The 18,548-nt window shown below is 37.4% G+C and carries 14 protein-coding genes; 12 read left to right on the forward strand and 2 right to left on the reverse strand.

The features are described from left to right. The first annotated feature begins 57 nt into the window (after nt 1-57). The 10 genes from RM541_RS06000 to RM541_RS06045 all read left to right on the forward strand — a co-directional run bounded on the left by RM541_RS06000 (nt 58) and on the right by RM541_RS06045 (nt 9,989). On the forward strand, nt 58-744 hold the full coding sequence (locus tag RM541_RS06000; protein WP_311499316.1) for a hypothetical protein: 687 nt from the start codon (nt 58-60) through the stop codon (nt 742-744). Between the two features lie 6 nt (nt 745-750). Then, nucleotides 751-1,179, forward strand: a complete 429-nt coding sequence (locus tag RM541_RS06005) for a TIR domain-containing protein (RefSeq protein WP_311499317.1) — start codon at nt 751-753, stop codon at nt 1,177-1,179. A 28-nt stretch (nt 1,180-1,207) separates the two neighbouring features. Continuing rightward, nucleotides 1,208-1,579 (forward strand): TIR domain-containing protein, encoded by a 372-nt coding sequence (locus RM541_RS06010; RefSeq protein WP_311499318.1) that lies wholly within the window; start codon nt 1,208-1,210, stop codon nt 1,577-1,579. 11 nt (nt 1,580-1,590) lie between these two features. After that, nucleotides 1,591-2,556 carry a caspase family protein gene (locus tag RM541_RS06015; protein ID WP_311499319.1) on the forward strand — a complete coding sequence of 322 codons (966 nt, stop codon included), beginning with the start codon at nt 1,591-1,593 and terminating at the stop codon, nt 2,554-2,556. Nucleotides 2,557-2,560: 4 nt separating this feature from the next. Then, the gene (locus RM541_RS06020; RefSeq protein ID WP_311499320.1) at nt 2,561-3,520 is read left to right on the forward strand and encodes a DNA/RNA non-specific endonuclease; all 960 of its coding nucleotides are present in this window, start codon (nt 2,561-2,563) and stop codon (nt 3,518-3,520) included. Then, on the forward strand, nt 3,521-4,042 hold the full coding sequence (locus RM541_RS06025) for a hypothetical protein (RefSeq protein WP_311499321.1): 522 nt from the start codon (nt 3,521-3,523) through the stop codon (nt 4,040-4,042). It begins immediately after the preceding gene. Further along, on the forward strand, nt 4,023-4,610 hold the full coding sequence (locus tag RM541_RS06030) for a toll/interleukin-1 receptor domain-containing protein (protein ID WP_311499322.1): 588 nt from the start codon (nt 4,023-4,025) through the stop codon (nt 4,608-4,610). Before RM541_RS06025 ends, RM541_RS06030 begins: the two co-directional genes overlap by 20 nt. 152 nt (nt 4,611-4,762) lie before the next feature. Continuing rightward, complete coding sequence (locus tag RM541_RS06035; protein ID WP_311499323.1) at nt 4,763-5,935, forward strand: restriction endonuclease subunit S; 1,173 nt, start codon at nt 4,763-4,765, stop codon at nt 5,933-5,935. Then, nucleotides 5,932-8,934, forward strand: coding sequence for a type I restriction endonuclease subunit R (locus RM541_RS06040; RefSeq protein ID WP_311499324.1), 3,003 nt, complete (start codon nt 5,932-5,934; stop codon nt 8,932-8,934). The genes RM541_RS06035 and RM541_RS06040 overlap by 4 nt, the downstream gene beginning before the upstream one ends. 50 nt (nt 8,935-8,984) lie before the next feature. Next, nucleotides 8,985-9,989, forward strand: a complete 1,005-nt coding sequence (locus RM541_RS06045; protein WP_311499325.1) for a type I restriction enzyme HsdR N-terminal domain-containing protein — start codon at nt 8,985-8,987, stop codon at nt 9,987-9,989. A 336-nt stretch (nt 9,990-10,325) separates the two neighbouring features. Here RM541_RS06045 and RM541_RS06050 read toward each other — a convergent pair whose 3' ends face one another. Continuing rightward, entirely contained in the window at nt 10,326-12,053 is a 1,728-nt protein-coding gene (locus tag RM541_RS06050) for a tetratricopeptide repeat protein (RefSeq protein ID WP_311499326.1), read from the reverse strand. Between the two features lie 426 nt (nt 12,054-12,479). After that, nucleotides 12,480-13,244 carry a universal stress protein gene (locus RM541_RS06055; RefSeq protein WP_311499327.1) on the reverse strand — a complete coding sequence of 255 codons (765 nt, stop codon included), beginning with the start codon at nt 13,242-13,244 and terminating at the stop codon, nt 12,480-12,482. Nucleotides 13,245-14,842: 1,598 nt separating this feature from the next. Between RM541_RS06055 and RM541_RS06060 the strand changes: the two genes are divergently transcribed. Continuing rightward, nucleotides 14,843-15,880: a LacI family DNA-binding transcriptional regulator gene (locus tag RM541_RS06060; RefSeq protein ID WP_311499328.1), complete on the forward strand. Its 1,038-nt coding sequence runs from the start codon at nt 14,843-14,845 to the stop codon at nt 15,878-15,880. A 221-nt stretch (nt 15,881-16,101) separates the two neighbouring features. Next, the gene (locus RM541_RS06065; protein ID WP_311499329.1) at nt 16,102-18,522 is read left to right on the forward strand and encodes a hypothetical protein; all 2,421 of its coding nucleotides are present in this window, start codon (nt 16,102-16,104) and stop codon (nt 18,520-18,522) included. Nucleotides 18,523-18,548 lie beyond the last annotated feature (26 nt).

Here is an 18,548-nt window from a genome sequence, read left to right on the forward strand (position 1 = left end):
CATAGAAGGAATCAAGGATACATTTTGCGATTGTTATGCAGCATTAAAAGAAACTTTATGAATTGTTATAACTGTGGGAAAGAATTAACTGATGAAACTAATCACGTTGAACACATTCCTGCGAAAAATTTATTCAACACCTATCCCTGTGAATACAAGCAACATTTGCTTACTGTTCCAGCTTGCTATGACTGCAACATTGGTTTATATTCAAAGATTGACCAAGAGATCAGAGATGCAATTGGAATTCTGAATGAAAATGATGATTTGCAGCAAGAAATGACTGCAAAAGCAGTAAGATCAATTATGCGTAAAAGCAATTGGAAGGAAAGGGTTTTCAGTATAGACAATGGAAAATCATTCGAAGTAAATTTTAGCTATAATGACATTGAAAGATTACACGTAAAAAATTTTAAAGGTTTATTCTATGAAAAATATGGAATGCCAATATCTAATGAATACGAAATAAAAATAATTGCAGAAGGAGACGAAGAAAACGAAAAATTGCAACGGGTAAACAACTTTTTCAGAGAATTTATAGATTATGAAATGGAATGGAATAGCATCGGACATCCATCGGTCTTTAAGTATAAAATTAAAGCAATGATACCTGGTGAAAATGATATGTTCTATGATGGAGATAACCTAGAAGATGCTATCGGTTTCGTCTGCACTATGGAATATCATGGGGCCTTAAAACCTTTAGTCATCGCACAAAAAACCGAGTTCATTGATGAGGAATAAGAATAGATGGGACTTTTAGAATGGCTGTTTGGAGTCGAAGAAACCAACAATGAGAGGCGCAAAAAAGTTTTTATAAGTTTTGCGATTGAGGATATTGAATATAGAAATTATTTAGTCGAACAAGCAAAACGGAAAAATTCACCATTTTACTTTATCGATATGTCAGCAAAAAAAGCTTGGAAACAAAGTGAATGGAAGAAGAGATGTAGAACAAAAATAAAGAGATGTGACGGTGTAATCGCGCTGTTAAGTAAAAAAACCCACCTTGCTGGAGGTGCAAGATGGGAAATCAAATGTGCTAGAGAGGAAGGAGTAAATATTATAGGAATGCACATTTTTAAAAACAACAAAGGAGCAATTCCAACAGAATTGAAAGGCAAAAAAGTAATTGAATGGAACTGGAATAATTTAGAAAAATTCATAAATGATTTATAAATAATTTCTACTAATAAAACCAAGTATTATGGCAGACAAAAGAGTTGTATTTATTGCTTTCGCAATTGAAGACGAAATTCAAAGAAATTTTCTAAAAGGACAATCTCTTCATCCAAGAGCACCATTTGAATTCATAGATATGTCAGTGAGAGAGGCATATGAAAAGGATTGGAAAGAAAAAGTAAGAACCAGAATAAAACGTTCTCACGGAGTTATTGTGCTTGTAAGTAAAAATTCTCTTACATCAAGTGGTCAAAAATGGGAAATACAATGCGCAAGAGAGGAAGGAAAGAAAGTTTTAGGCATTTGGGCTTATACTTTTGATAGAACTAATATAGTAGGTGTAAACACAAAAGTGTGGTCAGATACTAACATAAGTACCTTTATCGATAGTCTTTAAGATAAATTAGCATGGAAAAAGCACTAGTAATAGGAATAAACGATTATCTAAGTCACCCTCTTAAAGGAGCTGTAAATGATGCTAAAATCATTTCTGAGCTCCTACAAGTTAATGGAAATGATACTACTAATTTTGAAGTAACTACCCTTTATAATGTTGGTACGAAATCAGAATTATTGACTGAAATTTCCAATTTTTTTAATGTTAGTGCTGACATGGGGCTATTATATTTTGCTGGCCATGGCTATGTAAATGAATTAGGCGGATTTTTAGTAACTCCTGATCACAAAAGATATGATGAAGGAATTGACATGAATTATATCTTAAAATTAGCCAATAACTCAAAAATAAGGAACAAGGTTATTATTCTTGATTGTTGTAAATCAGGAAATTTTGCAGAACCCGTTGAAGATGGAAGTATAACAAATATAAAAACGGGAACTTCAATCCTTACATCCTCAAGAGAAGATGAACCATCAAAAGAAGTAAATGGTCATGGAGTTTTTACAAATCTATTTATTGAAGGTCTTAAAGGTGGTGCGGCAGATATTAGAGGACATATTTCTCCTGGAGGCTTATATGCCTATATAGATCAGGCTTTAGGTGCACACGAGCAAAGGCCAGTATTTAAAACGAATGTTACCGAGTTTGTTAAATTAAGATGTATCATTCCTCAAGTTCCGCTTAGCACACTCAGAAAGTTAATAGAATATTTTGATTCTCCAACTGATGACTTTCAATTGAATCCTTCATTTGAAGACACAAACTCCAATGAAAATGAACACAAAATCGTTGAGCCATATGCTGATGAAGAAAATATATTAATTTTTAAGGATCTTCAAAAATTACGTAATGTAGGTTTAATAAATCCTGTAGATGAAGATCACATGTATGACGCAGCAATGAAATCAAAAACATGCAGACTTACCGCTTTAGGCCATCATTACTGGAGATTAGTTCGCGAAGGAAGAATTTAGAAATATGAAAGGGTATGATGTTCATTTTTTAGGAGAAAACTTTGTAATTGGAATGCCTAATTACGAAGAGTATAGTAATGATATAGCACTAAATAAGAAAACCACTAAAGATGAATTAGATTATATCCATTACAGTGTAATTCAAAGTAAAAGCAGAAGAGTTCCAATTGTTAGCGCAAGCAATATTTACAGAATTAAATATGAGAAAGTTGGCAGAGTTGGTAGTTTTAAAAAAGATGATAGGATTAGTAGTAACGAGCAATTAACTACAACGGATTATAAACAATTTAATACAATAAAAGCAGCAACTATTGAAAAGGGTCATATGACCAAAAGAGAAGATGTGCAATGGGATTTAGATGGAGATGAAGATGACGCACAAAAAGCTGCAATAAGTACATTCTTTTATCCTAATGCTGCCCCCCAACATGATTCTTTAAATAATGGCCCATGGAAACATTTGGAAAATTCGATTATTATAAAAGGGAGAGTTCCAGAGCCTGCAAAAGTTTCAGTTTTTACTGGTCCGGTATTGGATAAATTAGACCCTGAATTTAAGGTAAGACTTAAAGACGGTTCAATATTTAAAATCCCTATATTATTTTGGAAAGTAATTTATTATTTAAAGGTTGACGGTAAGCTTTATAGAGCAGGCTTCCTGATGGGGCAGATAAATCCTTTAAGGAAGGATGATTTGATTAATGAAATCGGTTTTCGAGATTTTGAATTAGTCGAAAAGAAAACATCGCTCAAACCTTTTCTTGACTTTAAGGAGGATGAAAATTATCAAGTTTCTGTTTCATTGATTGAAGAACTCACAAAATTAAAATTTCAAAATGCTATTGATCGTCATGAGAATATAAAACCAACAATTCTAAAATTAGAAGAAGTTCAAATTAGAAGTTTTGAAGACAGTTTAATTAATCAGGAACCCTCTTTTGAGGTTACTGGCTTATTAGTTTAAATGGAAAAAGATATTAACATTTTTATTTCGCATCCCACTCCTTATAATAGATTTCAGAAAGGCTTTCTTGCTTTAATTGACCTTGAACTAAGGAAACACGGATTAAACCCCACAAATTTGGGGAAGAATAATTGGAGTTTTATAAGTCCATTACAACCCATTAAAGAAATAATGGATACTTGTGTTGCTGCAATAGTTATTGGCTTAGAAAGACATCATAGTTTCATAGGATATGATAAAGAATTTTCTAAAAGCTCAAAGGAATTAATTCATAAATACAGTTCATCGCCATGGATTCAAATAGAAGCAGGAATGGCGTATCAAGCTGGGTTACCTATATTAATATTAAAAGAAGACAAAGTCTATGGTGAGGGAATATTAGACCCCCAGATAAGTAATTCATTTGTTTTTGAATTCAACTTAAAGAAACTACAAAGAAAAATCTCACCTGAACTGGAAGAAATTATTTGTAGTTGGGTAAATCATTTTAAACCTTCCATTAATGGCAATATACACAAGTAGTTATCTGAAAAATCTTTCACAAAGGAAAACTGTTCTTTTGAGTAGTAAAATTTTAAATGAAAGTAAAAAAACTCATACCAGCTTTGATATATTTCTTTCACATAGTTTTCTTGACAAAGATGAAGTTGAAGGTTTATATATTGAATTAACTAATCAAGGTTTTTCTGTCTATGTTGACTGGATAATTGACCCTCATTTAGATAGAACAAATGTGACAAAAGCATCTGCAAAATTAATTCAGAATAGATTGAAAATTTCCAAATCACTATTACTTGCGATTTCAACCAACGCCACCGTTTCAAAATGGATGCCGTGGGAATTAGGTTATGTTGATGGAAACACGAACAAATGTGCAATTATACCTGTTTCTAAAAGTGAGTATGCTCCAAATTCATATGCTGGAGCGGAATATTTATCCATTTATCCTTTTATAAAAAAGGTTCCAACACGTGGATCAGGAGAAAAACTATTTGTGATTGAAGAATCTTTAAAATATATAATATTCGATGATTGGATCAATTTAGGAGAAAAACCCAAAGCACAAACAATAAATATTTATCAATATTAAATTTTGCGAGATATATCCTGGAAAATAAAAGCCGGTTTAGTAACAAAGTCAAGGGTTTTAGAATGCCTCAACTTTTTTTTGTTTAGCAAGGCTGCAGCCCGCAGTAAGCAATAATCTTAACCTATCCGTAAAATAAGGTAACCCAACAACTAATGCCAGAAAATTGGAAAATATATAAACTTACAGATTTAGGTTCCATAGCAAGAGGGAAATCCAAACACAGACCGAGAGATGCTTCGCACTTGTATGGTGGAAAATATCCCTTTATACAAACCGGAGATGTCAAGGCTGCTAACCACAGGTTAAATACACATACACAAACATATTCTGAAGCTGGATTAGCACAAAGCAAGTTATGGCCCAAAAACACAATGTGTATTACTATTGCCGCCAACATTGCAGAAACGGCAATTCTTAATTACCCTGCTTGTTTTCCTGACAGTATTATTGGTTTTGTTGCAGACGAAGAAAAATGTGATATCGAGTTTGTAGAGTATCTAATGCAATTTTTCAAAAAGCAGATTCAAACTCACTCTATTGGTTCTGTCCAGGATAATATAAATCTTGGAACCTTTCAGAGAGTAGAATTTACTGTACCTCCTTTACCTGAACAAAAATCCATCGCCTCCATCCTCTCTGCTTTAGACGATAAGATTGAGCTCAACCTCCAGATGAACAACACCCTGGAAGAAATGGCAATGGCCTTATACAAGCACTTGTTTGTGGATTTTGGGCCTTTTTTGGATGGGGAATTTGTAGGTTCTGAAATTGGAGAAATTCCGAAGGGATGGGAAGTTAAAAAGTTGGAAGATCTATTAGAAATTAAATATGGGAAGGATCATAAAAAACTTGAAAAGGGAACCATTCCCGTATATGGTTCCGGAGGTATAATGAGATATGTAGATACGTTCCTCTACGATCAGGAGTCGATTTTAATCCCTCGAAAGGGTACTTTAAGTAATTTGTTTTATTTGAGTGAACCTTTCTGGTCAGTTGACACAATGTTTTATTCTAAATTCAGAAAACAAAATTTTGGAAAGTATATTTTTTACTTTTTAAAATCTCAGGATTTAGCTTCAATGGATGTTGGTTCTGCAATACCCAGTTTAACAACAGAATTACTAAAACGAATAAAAATTTTAGTTCCATCTACCCAAGAAGTAGAAAAATTTAATGAAATTGTGAGTGGGTACTTCAAAGTAATGGAAAGCAATAAAGATGAAAACAAATCTCTAACCCAACTCCGCGACACCTTATTGCCAAAACTCATCAGCGGGGAAGTCCGCGTGAAAGACGTGGAGAAAACCTTATCTGAAGTCTTATGACACAAATGATCGAGATCACGGTGCAAAAGGCTGCCATAGAGTGCCTCAAGGAGTTGGGATACACCTATAAAGAAGGCAATTCCCTGCAGCGGGATCTCAAAAAGGTGGTTTTGGAGGAGGATCTTCGGGAATTTTTAACAAGCTCCTATCCCGGTGTTCCGGCAACCGCCATTAACGAAGCACTTTCAGCTTTTACGCAGCACGAGGGAATGGATCTCGATCACCGCAACCGCGATTTTCATCTTAAAATGACCCAGGGGGTTTCCATTACCTGGAAAGATGCTTCGGGCAAAGAACAGGCCCGCCACCTCTACCCTATTCATTACAAAGAGCCGGAGAAAAACACCTTTGTATGTGCAGATGAAGTAAAGATCATTGGCAAGAACAGCCGGCGCACAGATCTGCTCGTCTTCATCAACGGACTTCCGCTCATTGTTTTTGAGTTCAAGAATATGTTTGATCCCGAGGTGGGCGTGGAAAACGCGCACCGGCAAATTGGGCATTACTTTCAGGATATTCCGCAGCTGTTTGATTACAATGCCATCACGGTAGTTTCAGATGGGCTGGAAACCCTGCACGGGATGTACAATTCTTCGCTAAAGTGGTTTGCTCCGTGGAAAAGTGTACACGGGGATGACCTTCAGCAGAAACAGGAACTTCAGCTGGAAACCTTGCTGAAGGGATTATTTCCGAAGAAAACCTTATTAAATTACCTGCAAAACTTCATTTTCCACGAAGACCACAACGGGAAAATAATCAAGAAAGGCGCAAAATATCACCAGTACTGGGGCATCAAAAAAGCGGTGGACTCTGCGGTAGAAAATATAAAACCCACGGGTGACGGCCGGCTGGGAGTGATCTGGCACACGCAGGGATCTGGCAAAAGCATTTCGATGGCCATCCTTACCGGGATCCTGCGGCAAATGCCCGAAATGAAAAATCCCACCATCCTCATCCAGGTAGACCGCAATGACCTGGACCAGCAACTCTATGAGAATTTTGTGCTGTGCAAAGACCTGGTGGGCCACGTACAACACGCCACTACCACCGATGAGCTGCGGGCCCAGCTGAGCACCGATGGCGGCGGGGTGATCTTTACCACCATTGAGAAATTTCGGTTAAAAGAACTGGCTTCGGGAAAAGAGCTCTCCCACCCTGTACTTTCTGAACGTACCAACCTTATCGTGATGGCAGATGAAGCCCACCGCACCCAGTACGGGTTCCATAGCGGCGGCTTTGCGCAGAACATAAGACGCGCCTTGCCCAATGCCTCTTTTATAGGCTTCACCGGAACTCCCGTAGATGGCAAAGATGCCGATACCCAACAGGTATTTGGCCCCACCATTCACACCTACGATATCAAACAGGCCGTGGAAGACGGTGCCACGGTGCCCATTTATTACGAGCCAAAAATGGTTCCGCTCAACATCAAAGCCAAATATGATAAGGAGCTGGATGAAATGGAAGAAGATGAGGACGAGGAGAACAATGCCGTTTGGGCCGCGATAGAAGATGCCGCCGGGGCTGCTGACCGCGTAGAAAGGGTTGCCAAAGACATCCTCACCCATTTTAAGGCCAGGACCGAAAGTCTGGAAGGCAAAGCGATGATCGTTTGTATGAGCCGCAAGAACTGCGTAAAAATGTACAATGCGCTTAGCGCACTTAAAAAATGCCCTGAAATAGCCGTGATAATGACCGGAAACATCAGCAAAGATCCGCCAGGCTGGAATCCTCATATACGCACCAAAGATGCGATGGAAGCCATAAAAAAGCGTTTCCGCACGCCTGAGGATCCGCTGCAAATCGTGATCGTTCGCGATATGTGGCTCACGGGATTTGATGCCCCCTGCGCCCATACGATGTATGTGGATAAGATAATGAAAGGCCATAACCTGATGCAGGCGATTGCAAGGGTGAACAGGGTCTTTAAAGACAAACCCAACGGACTCGTAGTAGATTTCATAGGCATTTCCGGCTTCCTTGCCGAAGCCACCAAAAAATACACCGCCGGAGGCGGGGAAGGAAAACCGACTTTGGATCTTGAAGCTGCGGTGGAAATTTGCCTGAATCAGTTTCAAAAAGTGAAGGATCTGATTGGTGATTTTGATGCGGAAACAGTCAATTCAATGGCCGAAATGGACAAAATGAAATGGTCCAGCGGAGTGGTGAACAATCTTCTGAAATCTGATCCTGTTACCGATGCTTTTTTGCTGGAAGAGCGAAAGCTGACGGAACTGGTGGCGATGACGAGTTCAGATCCCCGTGTTTGGGAAATACAGGAAGAGCTGGCGATCATTCAGAAGATAAGGCAACTAATCAGAAAGATCAAATTCCCTCCCGGTCCGCGCAGAGAGAAGAATGAAAAGATAAAAGACCTGATAAGCAAATCCCTGGAATCGCAGGAAATTGTAGACCTGGCAAAAATGTATAACCTGGACAAGATCGATATTTCCATAGTAGACGACCGCTTCCAGGCCATTGTAAAGGAAAAAGGCGACGAGAACATCAAAGTCGAATTGCTGCGTAGGATCATCAACGACGAAATAAGAGTGAGAATGCCCAAGAACATCCGCCGGATGCGCAAGCTGAAAGACGAGCTGGAAAAAGTGCTGAGCAACTACCACAGAAACTCGCTGGATTCCATCGCCGCCATTAAGCATCTGCTGGACATCGCGAATGAATTTCAGCAGGATGACATCAGGACCAAACAACTCGGTTTAACCGAAGATGAACTGGCATTCTACGACCTCTTATCAGCCAACGAAAAGTTATTAAACCAATCCGGTCCCATCCAGGACCTGGTGCATAAAGTAGTGGATTCCGTCAAGAAAAACCTGCAGCTCGACTGGACCAAAAAAGAAGACGCCCGTGCCGCCATTCGACTGGCAGTGAAAAAGGAATTACGCGGCAAAGTGCCATTTTCAGAACTGGACAATTTACTGAAGGAAGTAATTGAACAGGCTGAGGGGCAGTATAGGGATTGGCCGATGGAGGCTTAGGGAGTACTTTAAATTTTTGTTTTTTGTCTAATAAATTAAAAATGATCTAAATGAATAAAGACAAATGGAATGAATTCTGTTTTTTGTTATCTGACAATGTAAAAGCAGATATCAGCGAAAATGCATTTGAACAAAAAGTTATTCAGGCTTTAATGGTTTTAAACTGGAAACAATATTCCGGCGATCTTGAGGTGAGATCAACTTTTCAGGTTGGAGCGGCAAACAAAATTACTCCCGACTTTATAGTTAGATCTCCAGAAGGTCAGAGGTTATTTGTTATTGAAATTAAACAGCCCGCTATTCCGTTCAACTCCTCTTTCCAACAACAGCTCTTCTCATATATGCGCTTCCTGAGGTTGGAGTACGGTGTTTTAATTGGGCAGGGGATACAGATCTTTTATGACGGCAAGCTGAGTAATCAGGAAGATCCTGTTCTATTGGAAACCATAAATTTTGAAAAAGATAATGAAAAAGGAGAAAAGTTTGTAGAACTTTTCAGCAAAGAAAATTTTGGTTCTGAAAATTTAGTTGCATTTACAAAAAAGGCTCTCAAAAAAATAAATCGTAAAGAAGACGCTAAAGAACTAAATGAAAAAATTCTCGCCCTGGACTTTAAAAAGAAATTGAGAGAATTGATTAAACAGAATTTCATAGGAGAATACGATGCAGAAGTTATTGATACCGTTCTTGAGGAAATAAGATTTGATATAACTACCGTAAATAAAGCTTTTTCAAATCGAGAGCATCCCGTTCATAATACTCCCACCCGAAGAACATCACGTGTACAGGGTAATTTTGATTATAAGTCCTCAACCCTTCCAATCTTACTCAACCCGGAAAACGAATATGAATTTAGGAGAAAACTTTTATTAACTAAAAGAGCTTATATAACCACTTACTATGCAAATGGGAAAAGTGAGAAAAAAACCTGGAATGCACACAGCTTCCGTGAAAGTTCCCACGTATTAGGAAATATAAGGTCACGGCCGGAATTCAGACAGGGAGAATGGCAAAAAAGGGGAATTGTGAAAGTATTTCTTTCTATTAATGAATGAAATTAATTGATTTTAATATTACTCTAAATTAAAATCTAACCAACCTCAAATTTTTCGTTTTCTGAATTATATAATTTGTTATAGGATGTACTTGAACAGGCTGAGGGCCAGTACAGGGATTGGCCGATGGAGGCTTAAAATTAAAACAGTTAAATAAAAGCCTTGGAAAACATGCTCTAAAAAAACAATTATAATTAAATTAAACGCAACAAAATTAAGCCCCCAAGCCATTTCCCAAAGGGCAATATTTTGAGGAGTTTTTAGAAAAAAAATTAAATTGGGATCTCACAGGAAAATCTAATTGTGCTAAATGTGGATAAAAAGAAGCATTTTCTTCTATTTTATTCTTGATGTTTCTATAACAACATCTGCTGTAGACCAGGAATCTTTTAAATGAGATTCCAATTGCTTTACCTTTTGTGGGTTATCCATTCTTTGGTAAGCCAGTTTCATCCCGTGCTGTGCCCAACCATTTTTTGGCAGGATGTTAAGATCCTCCTCATAGGTTTTAATAGCATCGGCAAAATGGCCCGCCTCTATTTGTACCGCACCCAGAGTATGACGTACAGAGAAAAACCAGTCTGGCGGTTCCTGAAAGTTAAGTCCGTCTTCCAAAGCCACAGTTTTCTTGAGAAGATCAATACTCTTTCCATAATTTCCTTCAGAGGCGAGAATCTCTGCTTCTAAAACATTCCTTGCGATTTCTACAATGGACTGCATGGAATTGATTTGCCATATGGTCATATCTTTCAGGCGATCATCCGCCGCCAAAATTTCCAACTTATCCAATTCAGATTTTGCCTTTTGCATATCTTTTTTTCCCAGGTATGCCATACCACGTGCGTAGTGAGAAATTGCATTTGGATACAAAAGGGTATCCTCCAGTTTTCTTGCCAGGATCTTATCCCACTCCCCAAATTTCACTTCCACAAAATAGGGGATCATATAATAGTGCTGCAGGGTAGACCATCCCGGTTCCTTCATAATATCCGGATGTATTCGCTCTGCGAGCTTATTGGCCCCCATTAAGGCCCAGTTGCTGTTACCTTCCAGGGTTGCGGTAGCTGCAAGAAAATGATAATTATGCGGATAATAAACCAGGGGATACGCACCCTGAGCATGACAAGCGGTGATATAGGCACTATCCACTTCAACAGCCTTGAGATTGGCCAGACTCCCTTTGTGATAATCTCCTGTTTGAATATAGGTATGTGAAGGCATATGTATAAGGTGCCCGGCACCGGGAACCAGGCCATTGTCAAATTTACTGGCACTTAAAAGTGCTCGTTCTGGTGTATTTGAAGCTTCTGTAGCGTGTATATAGAAATGATGAGCTCCCGGATGATCGGGATACTCATTCATCAATTTTTCCAGCAATGTAATTACCCGGGGAGTCCATTCCTTTGGGTTGCCCTCCTTATCATAAAGATCCCAGGGATAGAGGTTCATTACAGATTCAGCATACAGCGCCGCTATCTCTGGATCATTATCATATTTCTTATAAAGGTTTTCCATAGCCTCAAAGTAGATCACGTCCAGTTGTCGACGATCTTCAACAGGTTCAGCCACATACCTCTGCGCCAGGGCATTAATCAGGTCCTTTTCCTTATCTGTCGCCTTTTCTGATACTTTGATTGCAGTTTGAATGGCTTTGTATGCTCTTTCATAATTATCTGGTTCCATCCCGGCATTATAATTAGGCCCCAGCACATAAGCAAAACCCCAGTAGCACATGGCACAATCGGGATCCAGTTTTGTTGCGTAATAGAACGATCTTGCTGCCTCGGCATGATTAAAACCATAGGACAGCACCAGGCCCTGGTTGAAATATTCCTGAGCTTTGGATTGGCTGGTGGTAATTGGATAATCAAGGACATCAAGCCCGTCAAGTAAAGGTGCAATATTATCCTTGCGATACCATTCAATATCCACCGTGGGTGGCGCACAGGAATATTTGGAGCTAACTATTGCCTGGTTCACAGGATCTACCTCCGCCGGTTGAGTTTTTTTACAAGAGAAAAACAAAAACGGTAACATCATTAAAATAATACCTGCATTTTTCATAGCCCCAGAATTTAATCTTTAACTCATAAATTTAATCTAAATAACTGAATATCAGAGATAAAATATCATTTTTAGTTTCTTATTGAAGAGGAAATTTTCTGAGGTTTCCCAGGAAAAAAATACTCTACAGAACCTCAGGCATATTCCTGGCAATACCATCCTTCTTTCTGCACTGTCCGCCTGAAAGTATATAGCTTAAAAGGAATTAGATTTGTCCTTAATCCCTTAAAGAATTATGAAAATCTGGTAGCTCAAATATTCTTTATTGGTATTTATTTTTAGCCTTATCACTATGTTCAAGATAGATTGAGAAACAGCAAAACGCGGTTGGTCTTCTACTGTTGAAAAAATTACACCGGCTCCTGCTAAACTGAAAGTATGCCGAAGAAGGAGTGAAGATAAAAGGATATTTCTATTTTGTTTTTGTCACTCTTTATTTAGCTCCGGGAGAAGTAGTACGGGAACAGACGGATCAAAATCGATATCTTTTTCCATACTTTGTTTAAATAGACGGGTAAAGAAACCTTGTTTTCGACGGTATAAAGTTAACATATTGCTACTTCTACTTTGGATAAAAATTCTGATCCCTGTGGAAATTGTAGTGTCGGTGAGCTTATGAAAAGTAAATTTTACCCCCTGTAGTAAATCGTTTAGATTTTCTTTATTATCTAATTGCTTTTTATTCAAATTCCCATTGGATTCCTGGATTTCTAATACTCTTATACTCGCGTTTGTAAGTTTTGCTACATGGATAATAGTTTTCAATTCCTGGCTTTTATAGCTATTATTGAAAGGGGTTGGAAAAACTATTTCAGTAAATTCCTTTTCATCAAACATACTGCTTTCAGGAATTACAAATATGGGAAAACTGTCCAGACTTTCGAGTATTTCTGAAACCCTGTTATGATATGCATAATTAATACCCGCAGAGTCACCCGGTGAGCCTAATATTATGATATCGATTTTAAAAGAATCAGAAATATCACGAACCGCATCCTGAATTTTTTTCTTAGAAGAAATAGTTTCAAATTGATGTGCAAGGTTTTCCTTCCGAAAACTTATTCCCTGCATAATTCGTTGCAAACCAATTTCAGATTCAGATTTTTCCTGCTTTTTATCCCGCTTTAGCAGTTCATCTTTATAACAATGCAGAATAAAAAATTTTGCATTCGTTTTTTTATAAAATTCCATCCCATAAATCAAGGCATTCCAGGAGGCCTTAGAAAAATCTGTAATAAATAAATTATAAATAAGTTTTTTTGCTATCCTATGAATTTCAGGAGGTATCAGTTTTAAGCGATTTAAAGTGTCCTGTTCAAAACTGGAGTAAATATTCTTACATTTTTGGAGAAGATAACAAAACTGATAATCAATAAGCTCCTTCCCTACGTTCCCAATTTTCAGCTATAAGCAGCGAGCAATTTCTGTAGCTGTTCTGCAACCTCCCTTTTCAAACTTTTTCTTTCCTTTTAGTTCCTCCATATTAATAGCAAAAAGTTTAAGGCCATTATTTGTCATAAAACATGGAGTAAAAGGATGGATCTGATTTATAATAACCACTCCTGGGATCATTTCCACATACGGGGCAAATCCTTTTAATTTTATAAGTGACTTGTTTCCTGAAGATGGAAGCATGCCCATAAGACAAGTAAGAAGAAAATTTTAATGATATCAAAAGCAGAACAGTTGGAGACACTATACTGACATTTAAATGATGTAGAGGCGAAATTACAGGCGAAATCACTGAGTTTATTTCAAAAAGGATTAAATACAAATGGCTCAACTTTTTTTCTGATTTAATAACAACAGCGGCATAACTCCCACCAGTCCTTGCAATTAGAGATATTGTACTTTAGATAGAACGAATCCTTCAGTAGAAAAACTGTAAGATTATCCAATAAATTTCTAATTTGGTGAAATCACCGGCGAAATTACCAAAGACTAAATATTTGATAACATTTTACGACTTTTTTTCAACATGTTACAACGGCTGTGTACCTAGATTACACCTCAATCTTCTGCAACTCCCCTATTTTACTGAAAAGCAAACTTCTGTATTGGCAAATAAACAGCAAATTTTATTTGATATCATTTGGTAATAAATGACTCTAAAAATACAACAAAGAAGACTTTATAAGGTTTTATAACTTCTATATATTCTTATAGTAAATCCTTGTGCACCCCATTTTGCACATAAATTGCACCCCGACAAAATGAACTACACGAAGATTATTTGCAACATATTAGGAAAATTAAAGAGGAATTTTGCCAGTGGCTGGAAGAAAAAATGCCAGGATATTTAATAACAATTGCCATTATTCAAAATCCTTAAAATTTGTGTCAAATGCTCTGGAATCCGCAATAAAACCGTTAGTTTGCGGCAAAACATTGAGTAGAATAGATCAAAGTTTTAAAATTCAGTGCTCAATATGGGAGATTTCCAGTAATTACACACTAGGTGACCCTGAAAAAAGGCTAAAATATACCGGTAATGTAAAACAGAAGTAGGATGCGCCCTATGCTGCTTTTACTTAAGGCTTAACTTCCCGTACAATATAAAAAACAGTATAGGATCCGGCTCAGGTAAGCTATGGTAGAAAGACAAAACTTGAAGTAAGATCAGAATTATTAATTTCCGGAATATAAATTTTTAGCAGGCGGTAGAAGAATTGAAAGTAATACAAAAGACAAAAGTCACTGTTCTTTTTAGTAAAACGTTTTACTTTAGAAAATCTTTTGTAGATTTACATTCCTTGCCAAACCGGCAATTCTATTAATTATCACTTAAAATGAAAAAGAAACAACGGGTATCTATTAAAGATATTTCAAAAGAGTTGGGTATTTCTATTACCACTATCTCCTTTATTATCAACAAAAAAGCGAAAAACCGTATCAGTGATGAGGTGATAAAAAAGGTTGAAGATTATATAAAGAAGGTTGGCTATAAGCCAAATACTTCAGCTCAAACGCTCAGAACGGGAAAGACGAAAACAATTGTGTTTATGGCCGAGGATATCTCCGATCCATTTTTTTCTGCGGTGGCCAAAGAAATGGAGGATATTGCTTATAAAAATGGTTACAAGATTATTTACTGTAGTACAGAGAATGATAAGGAGAGGGCATCTGAACTAATTTCGTTATTTCAGGACAGGCAGGTAGATGCATTTATAATTACTCCCCCTGAAAACTTCCAACAGGAAATACAAGAGCTAATTGACCAAAAAAATGAAGTGGTTATGCTTTTTGACCGTCGTTATAATACGACAGAACATAGTTATGTGATCCTGGATAATTTTAATGGAGCCAAAACTGCAGCTGAAAAGTTAATAGCTTCCGGATGCATAAATGTGGCTTATGTAGGAATAGCATCCGATTTCAGTTGTATGAGTGAACGATTTGAAGGTTATAATGATGCCATTAAAAATCACCAATCTCAACCTATGTCCTTGCTTTTACCTTTTAAGGATGTAAAAACCAAAGCAGGACGTGCTCAATTCAAAAGCTTACTCGATCAACATAAAAATATTGATGGTATTCTTTTTGCCACAAATGGGTTGGCGATAAATGGGCTTAAGGGATTAAAAGAATTAAATAAAAAAATCCCTGAGGAATTAGCTGTTATTACTTTTGATGATAGGGATCTATTTGAATTACACTCCCCCTCTATAAGTGTTTTATCCCAACCGGTACCAGCCCTGGCTACTGAATTGATTAAAGGTACTCTCCAACTTCTCAAAGGTAAAAATGGTCCTGATGAAACTTTTCAGAAAATTTTACCCGGAAAACTTATAACCAGAAATTCCTGCAATTTAGGGGTTTACGACTAAATAATTCTTATCTCCCATTTCTGATTATTGCAAATAATATTCAAATAATTAAAGATATGTAAAACGTTTTACTAAAATTTGTTTACATTAGCTAAATATATTTTTTGTTAAACAAGTAAAACGTTTTACCAATTCGCTAGTTCATAGTTCATAAGAAATTTAAATAGCTACTCATGCAGCATAAATTGAAAACTATATTATCTATTTTAAACCTCTGCCTGTTGACAAGCACCACTGCATGTTTTGCTCAGGAATTAAACCTGAAGGTATCGGGTGATAAAAATCAGGGTTTTTGGGTTACTATTTATGATGCTGAAAAACCCCTGCTTCAAAACAATGGAGAGTTTTCAATGCATCTTTCCAACCTGGATTTAAGCGTACAAAAGGAAATAAGATCCTGGAAAGCATCATCATATTCCCAAACTTCTAATGGGTTTCATTTGGATAAAGATATATATCTGCCAGAGTTTGATGCTAATCTCTCCATCTGGGTAGATTATGAAATTATAAATCCACAACTCATCAGGAAAACAGTACATCTCTTTCAGCCTTCCATGCCTAATCTTTATTATACGCTGGAGGTAAAAAATATTCCCGCAAAAGTTCCCCATCGGTATGTGACATTTGAACATGAAAATTTTCCGGGAGGTTTAGTTCACGAGTTATATCCCTCTGCAGGTTTTATTACCAGTAAGAATAAGGTAGTTGGTTTTTTAACCGACCCCGGCTATAAAAATGAATTCACACGCACCACCAGAAGACGTTTTAGCGGAAGAGGTGGCGGCATGATTGGTATGCGCATTTTACCTGATCCGAATCTTTTAAGCGTGGCCAGCCGCAAAGAACAACTGAGTGGTAACAATTATATAAAATATACTTTTGGCGAATTCTATAATCTGGACCGGGGAAACACTTCTAGCTTAGATCTTCCTGCAAATTATAAAAAAGAAGGAAAAGTCTCGGTTAGCAGGAATGATAGCTTGATTGAAATTAGTTTCGATCAACCGGGTAAAGCCGGAATCCAACTTATAACTCCCTTCGAAGATCAACAGTTATATACTATTTCATTCCTGGCTAAAGGAGACGTTCCGGTTGCCCTTAAACTTTACAGGATTCAGAACGGAGAAATAAAGGAGGAATTGGAACATGGTATCAAGTATATTGATAATTTCCCGGTTACTTCTGATAGTCTTACCCAATTTAAGGGAAGTATTCTACTGCCTTATATCGAAAACGATAGCGTAATGCTTTTTTTAGGTAAAACATCCGAAAACAGAGGTTCCCTAATCCTCAGGGATCTTCAATTAATCGAACATAAACCTTTCACACAAGCCTATAATAATCTACCTCTGGGGGACACGATTGTGAAGACGACCTATATTTTTTCAGAACCCTGGAAAGATCATAAAGCATATAAGATTGCAACACAGACAAAGCTCGCCGAAGGAATGGGTTTTAAAGGTACCGAAATTGAGAAGATGCTTTACGCAAACTTCCAAATGATGAACTGGATCACCGGGATAGATAACCTGGAACCTTTTAACGTACCAAATCTGAATTATTCACCCGATATGTACAACAGGGATACATTTTGGTCAGTAATTTCCACGCACAATAAAAGACTGAATTTATCTATCTGGAATCAATGGGCCAATACCCAAACTTCAAGGGGAGCTATTGGCACGATCATTACTCCATATATGGGTTCCATAGAAGCAAAAGATAATGAAGCTACCATCGAATGGCTTGTTTGGGCTTTGCTAAATAAAAGACGCTTTAATGCTGAACTTCCTGCGGAAAAGATAAAAAAAGCTGCTAATTATATTCTTAACGAATTTGATCCCGACAAGGATGGGATTTGTGAATCTCATTTCTCAATGAGCCAGATTGATGTAATGGAATACCATCCTAAAACAGATCGAATGGCCGTAAATCAGGGAATGTTTGCAGTAGCCCTTAAAACTATCCAGGCGCTCGGAATTGAAATAGACAGCACTTACGTACAAAAAGCAGAAAGCGAATATGTGAAGTTCTATGATCCCAAAAGGAAACATCTATTATTTGATCGGGATTATCCCGATTTGATTACCCTTACCGATCTTATCCCGGAATTTCTATCACTGTGGGTTTTTGACCATGCCATGTTAACTGATGAGATGGTTATACATCACCTTGATCAATTTCCGGTTTTAAACAGGATGGAAGATGCCCCTTATCCTGAAATAGGTACAACAGCCCCAATTTGTATCCGCTTAACAAAAGACGCAAAAGGATATTCCTACATGGATGCTGATTATCAACCTTTTGGTGAATTTGGAAAGATTAATTATGCAGATGATAGCAGGGATGGTTTCTACTACAACGGCGGCAGCTGGCTTAGAGCAGAATACTCTGCTTACGTGGTTGGATTAAAACACGGCTGGGAAAAAGCCGGAAAAAGGATGAAAAACAGATTGTGGGCTGAAATGAATCTTAACCCCAACTGGCCGTACAGTAAAGAATTCATTCCCACAAAATGGTCAACTTATGACGATTGGTGGCCTTCTACACGCGGTTTAAGCTGGAATGTCTTCGTCCTCATGGCTAACGAATTTGCAAATCTCAGAACACCCGATATGGATCCTGACTATAGAAAATTATAACAATAGCTTTTATACTAATCTTTTCA

Source organism: Autumnicola psychrophila, from assembly GCF_031846645.1.
In the GTDB taxonomy this organism is placed as follows: Bacteria; Bacteroidota; Bacteroidia; order Flavobacteriales; family Flavobacteriaceae; genus Autumnicola; species Autumnicola psychrophila.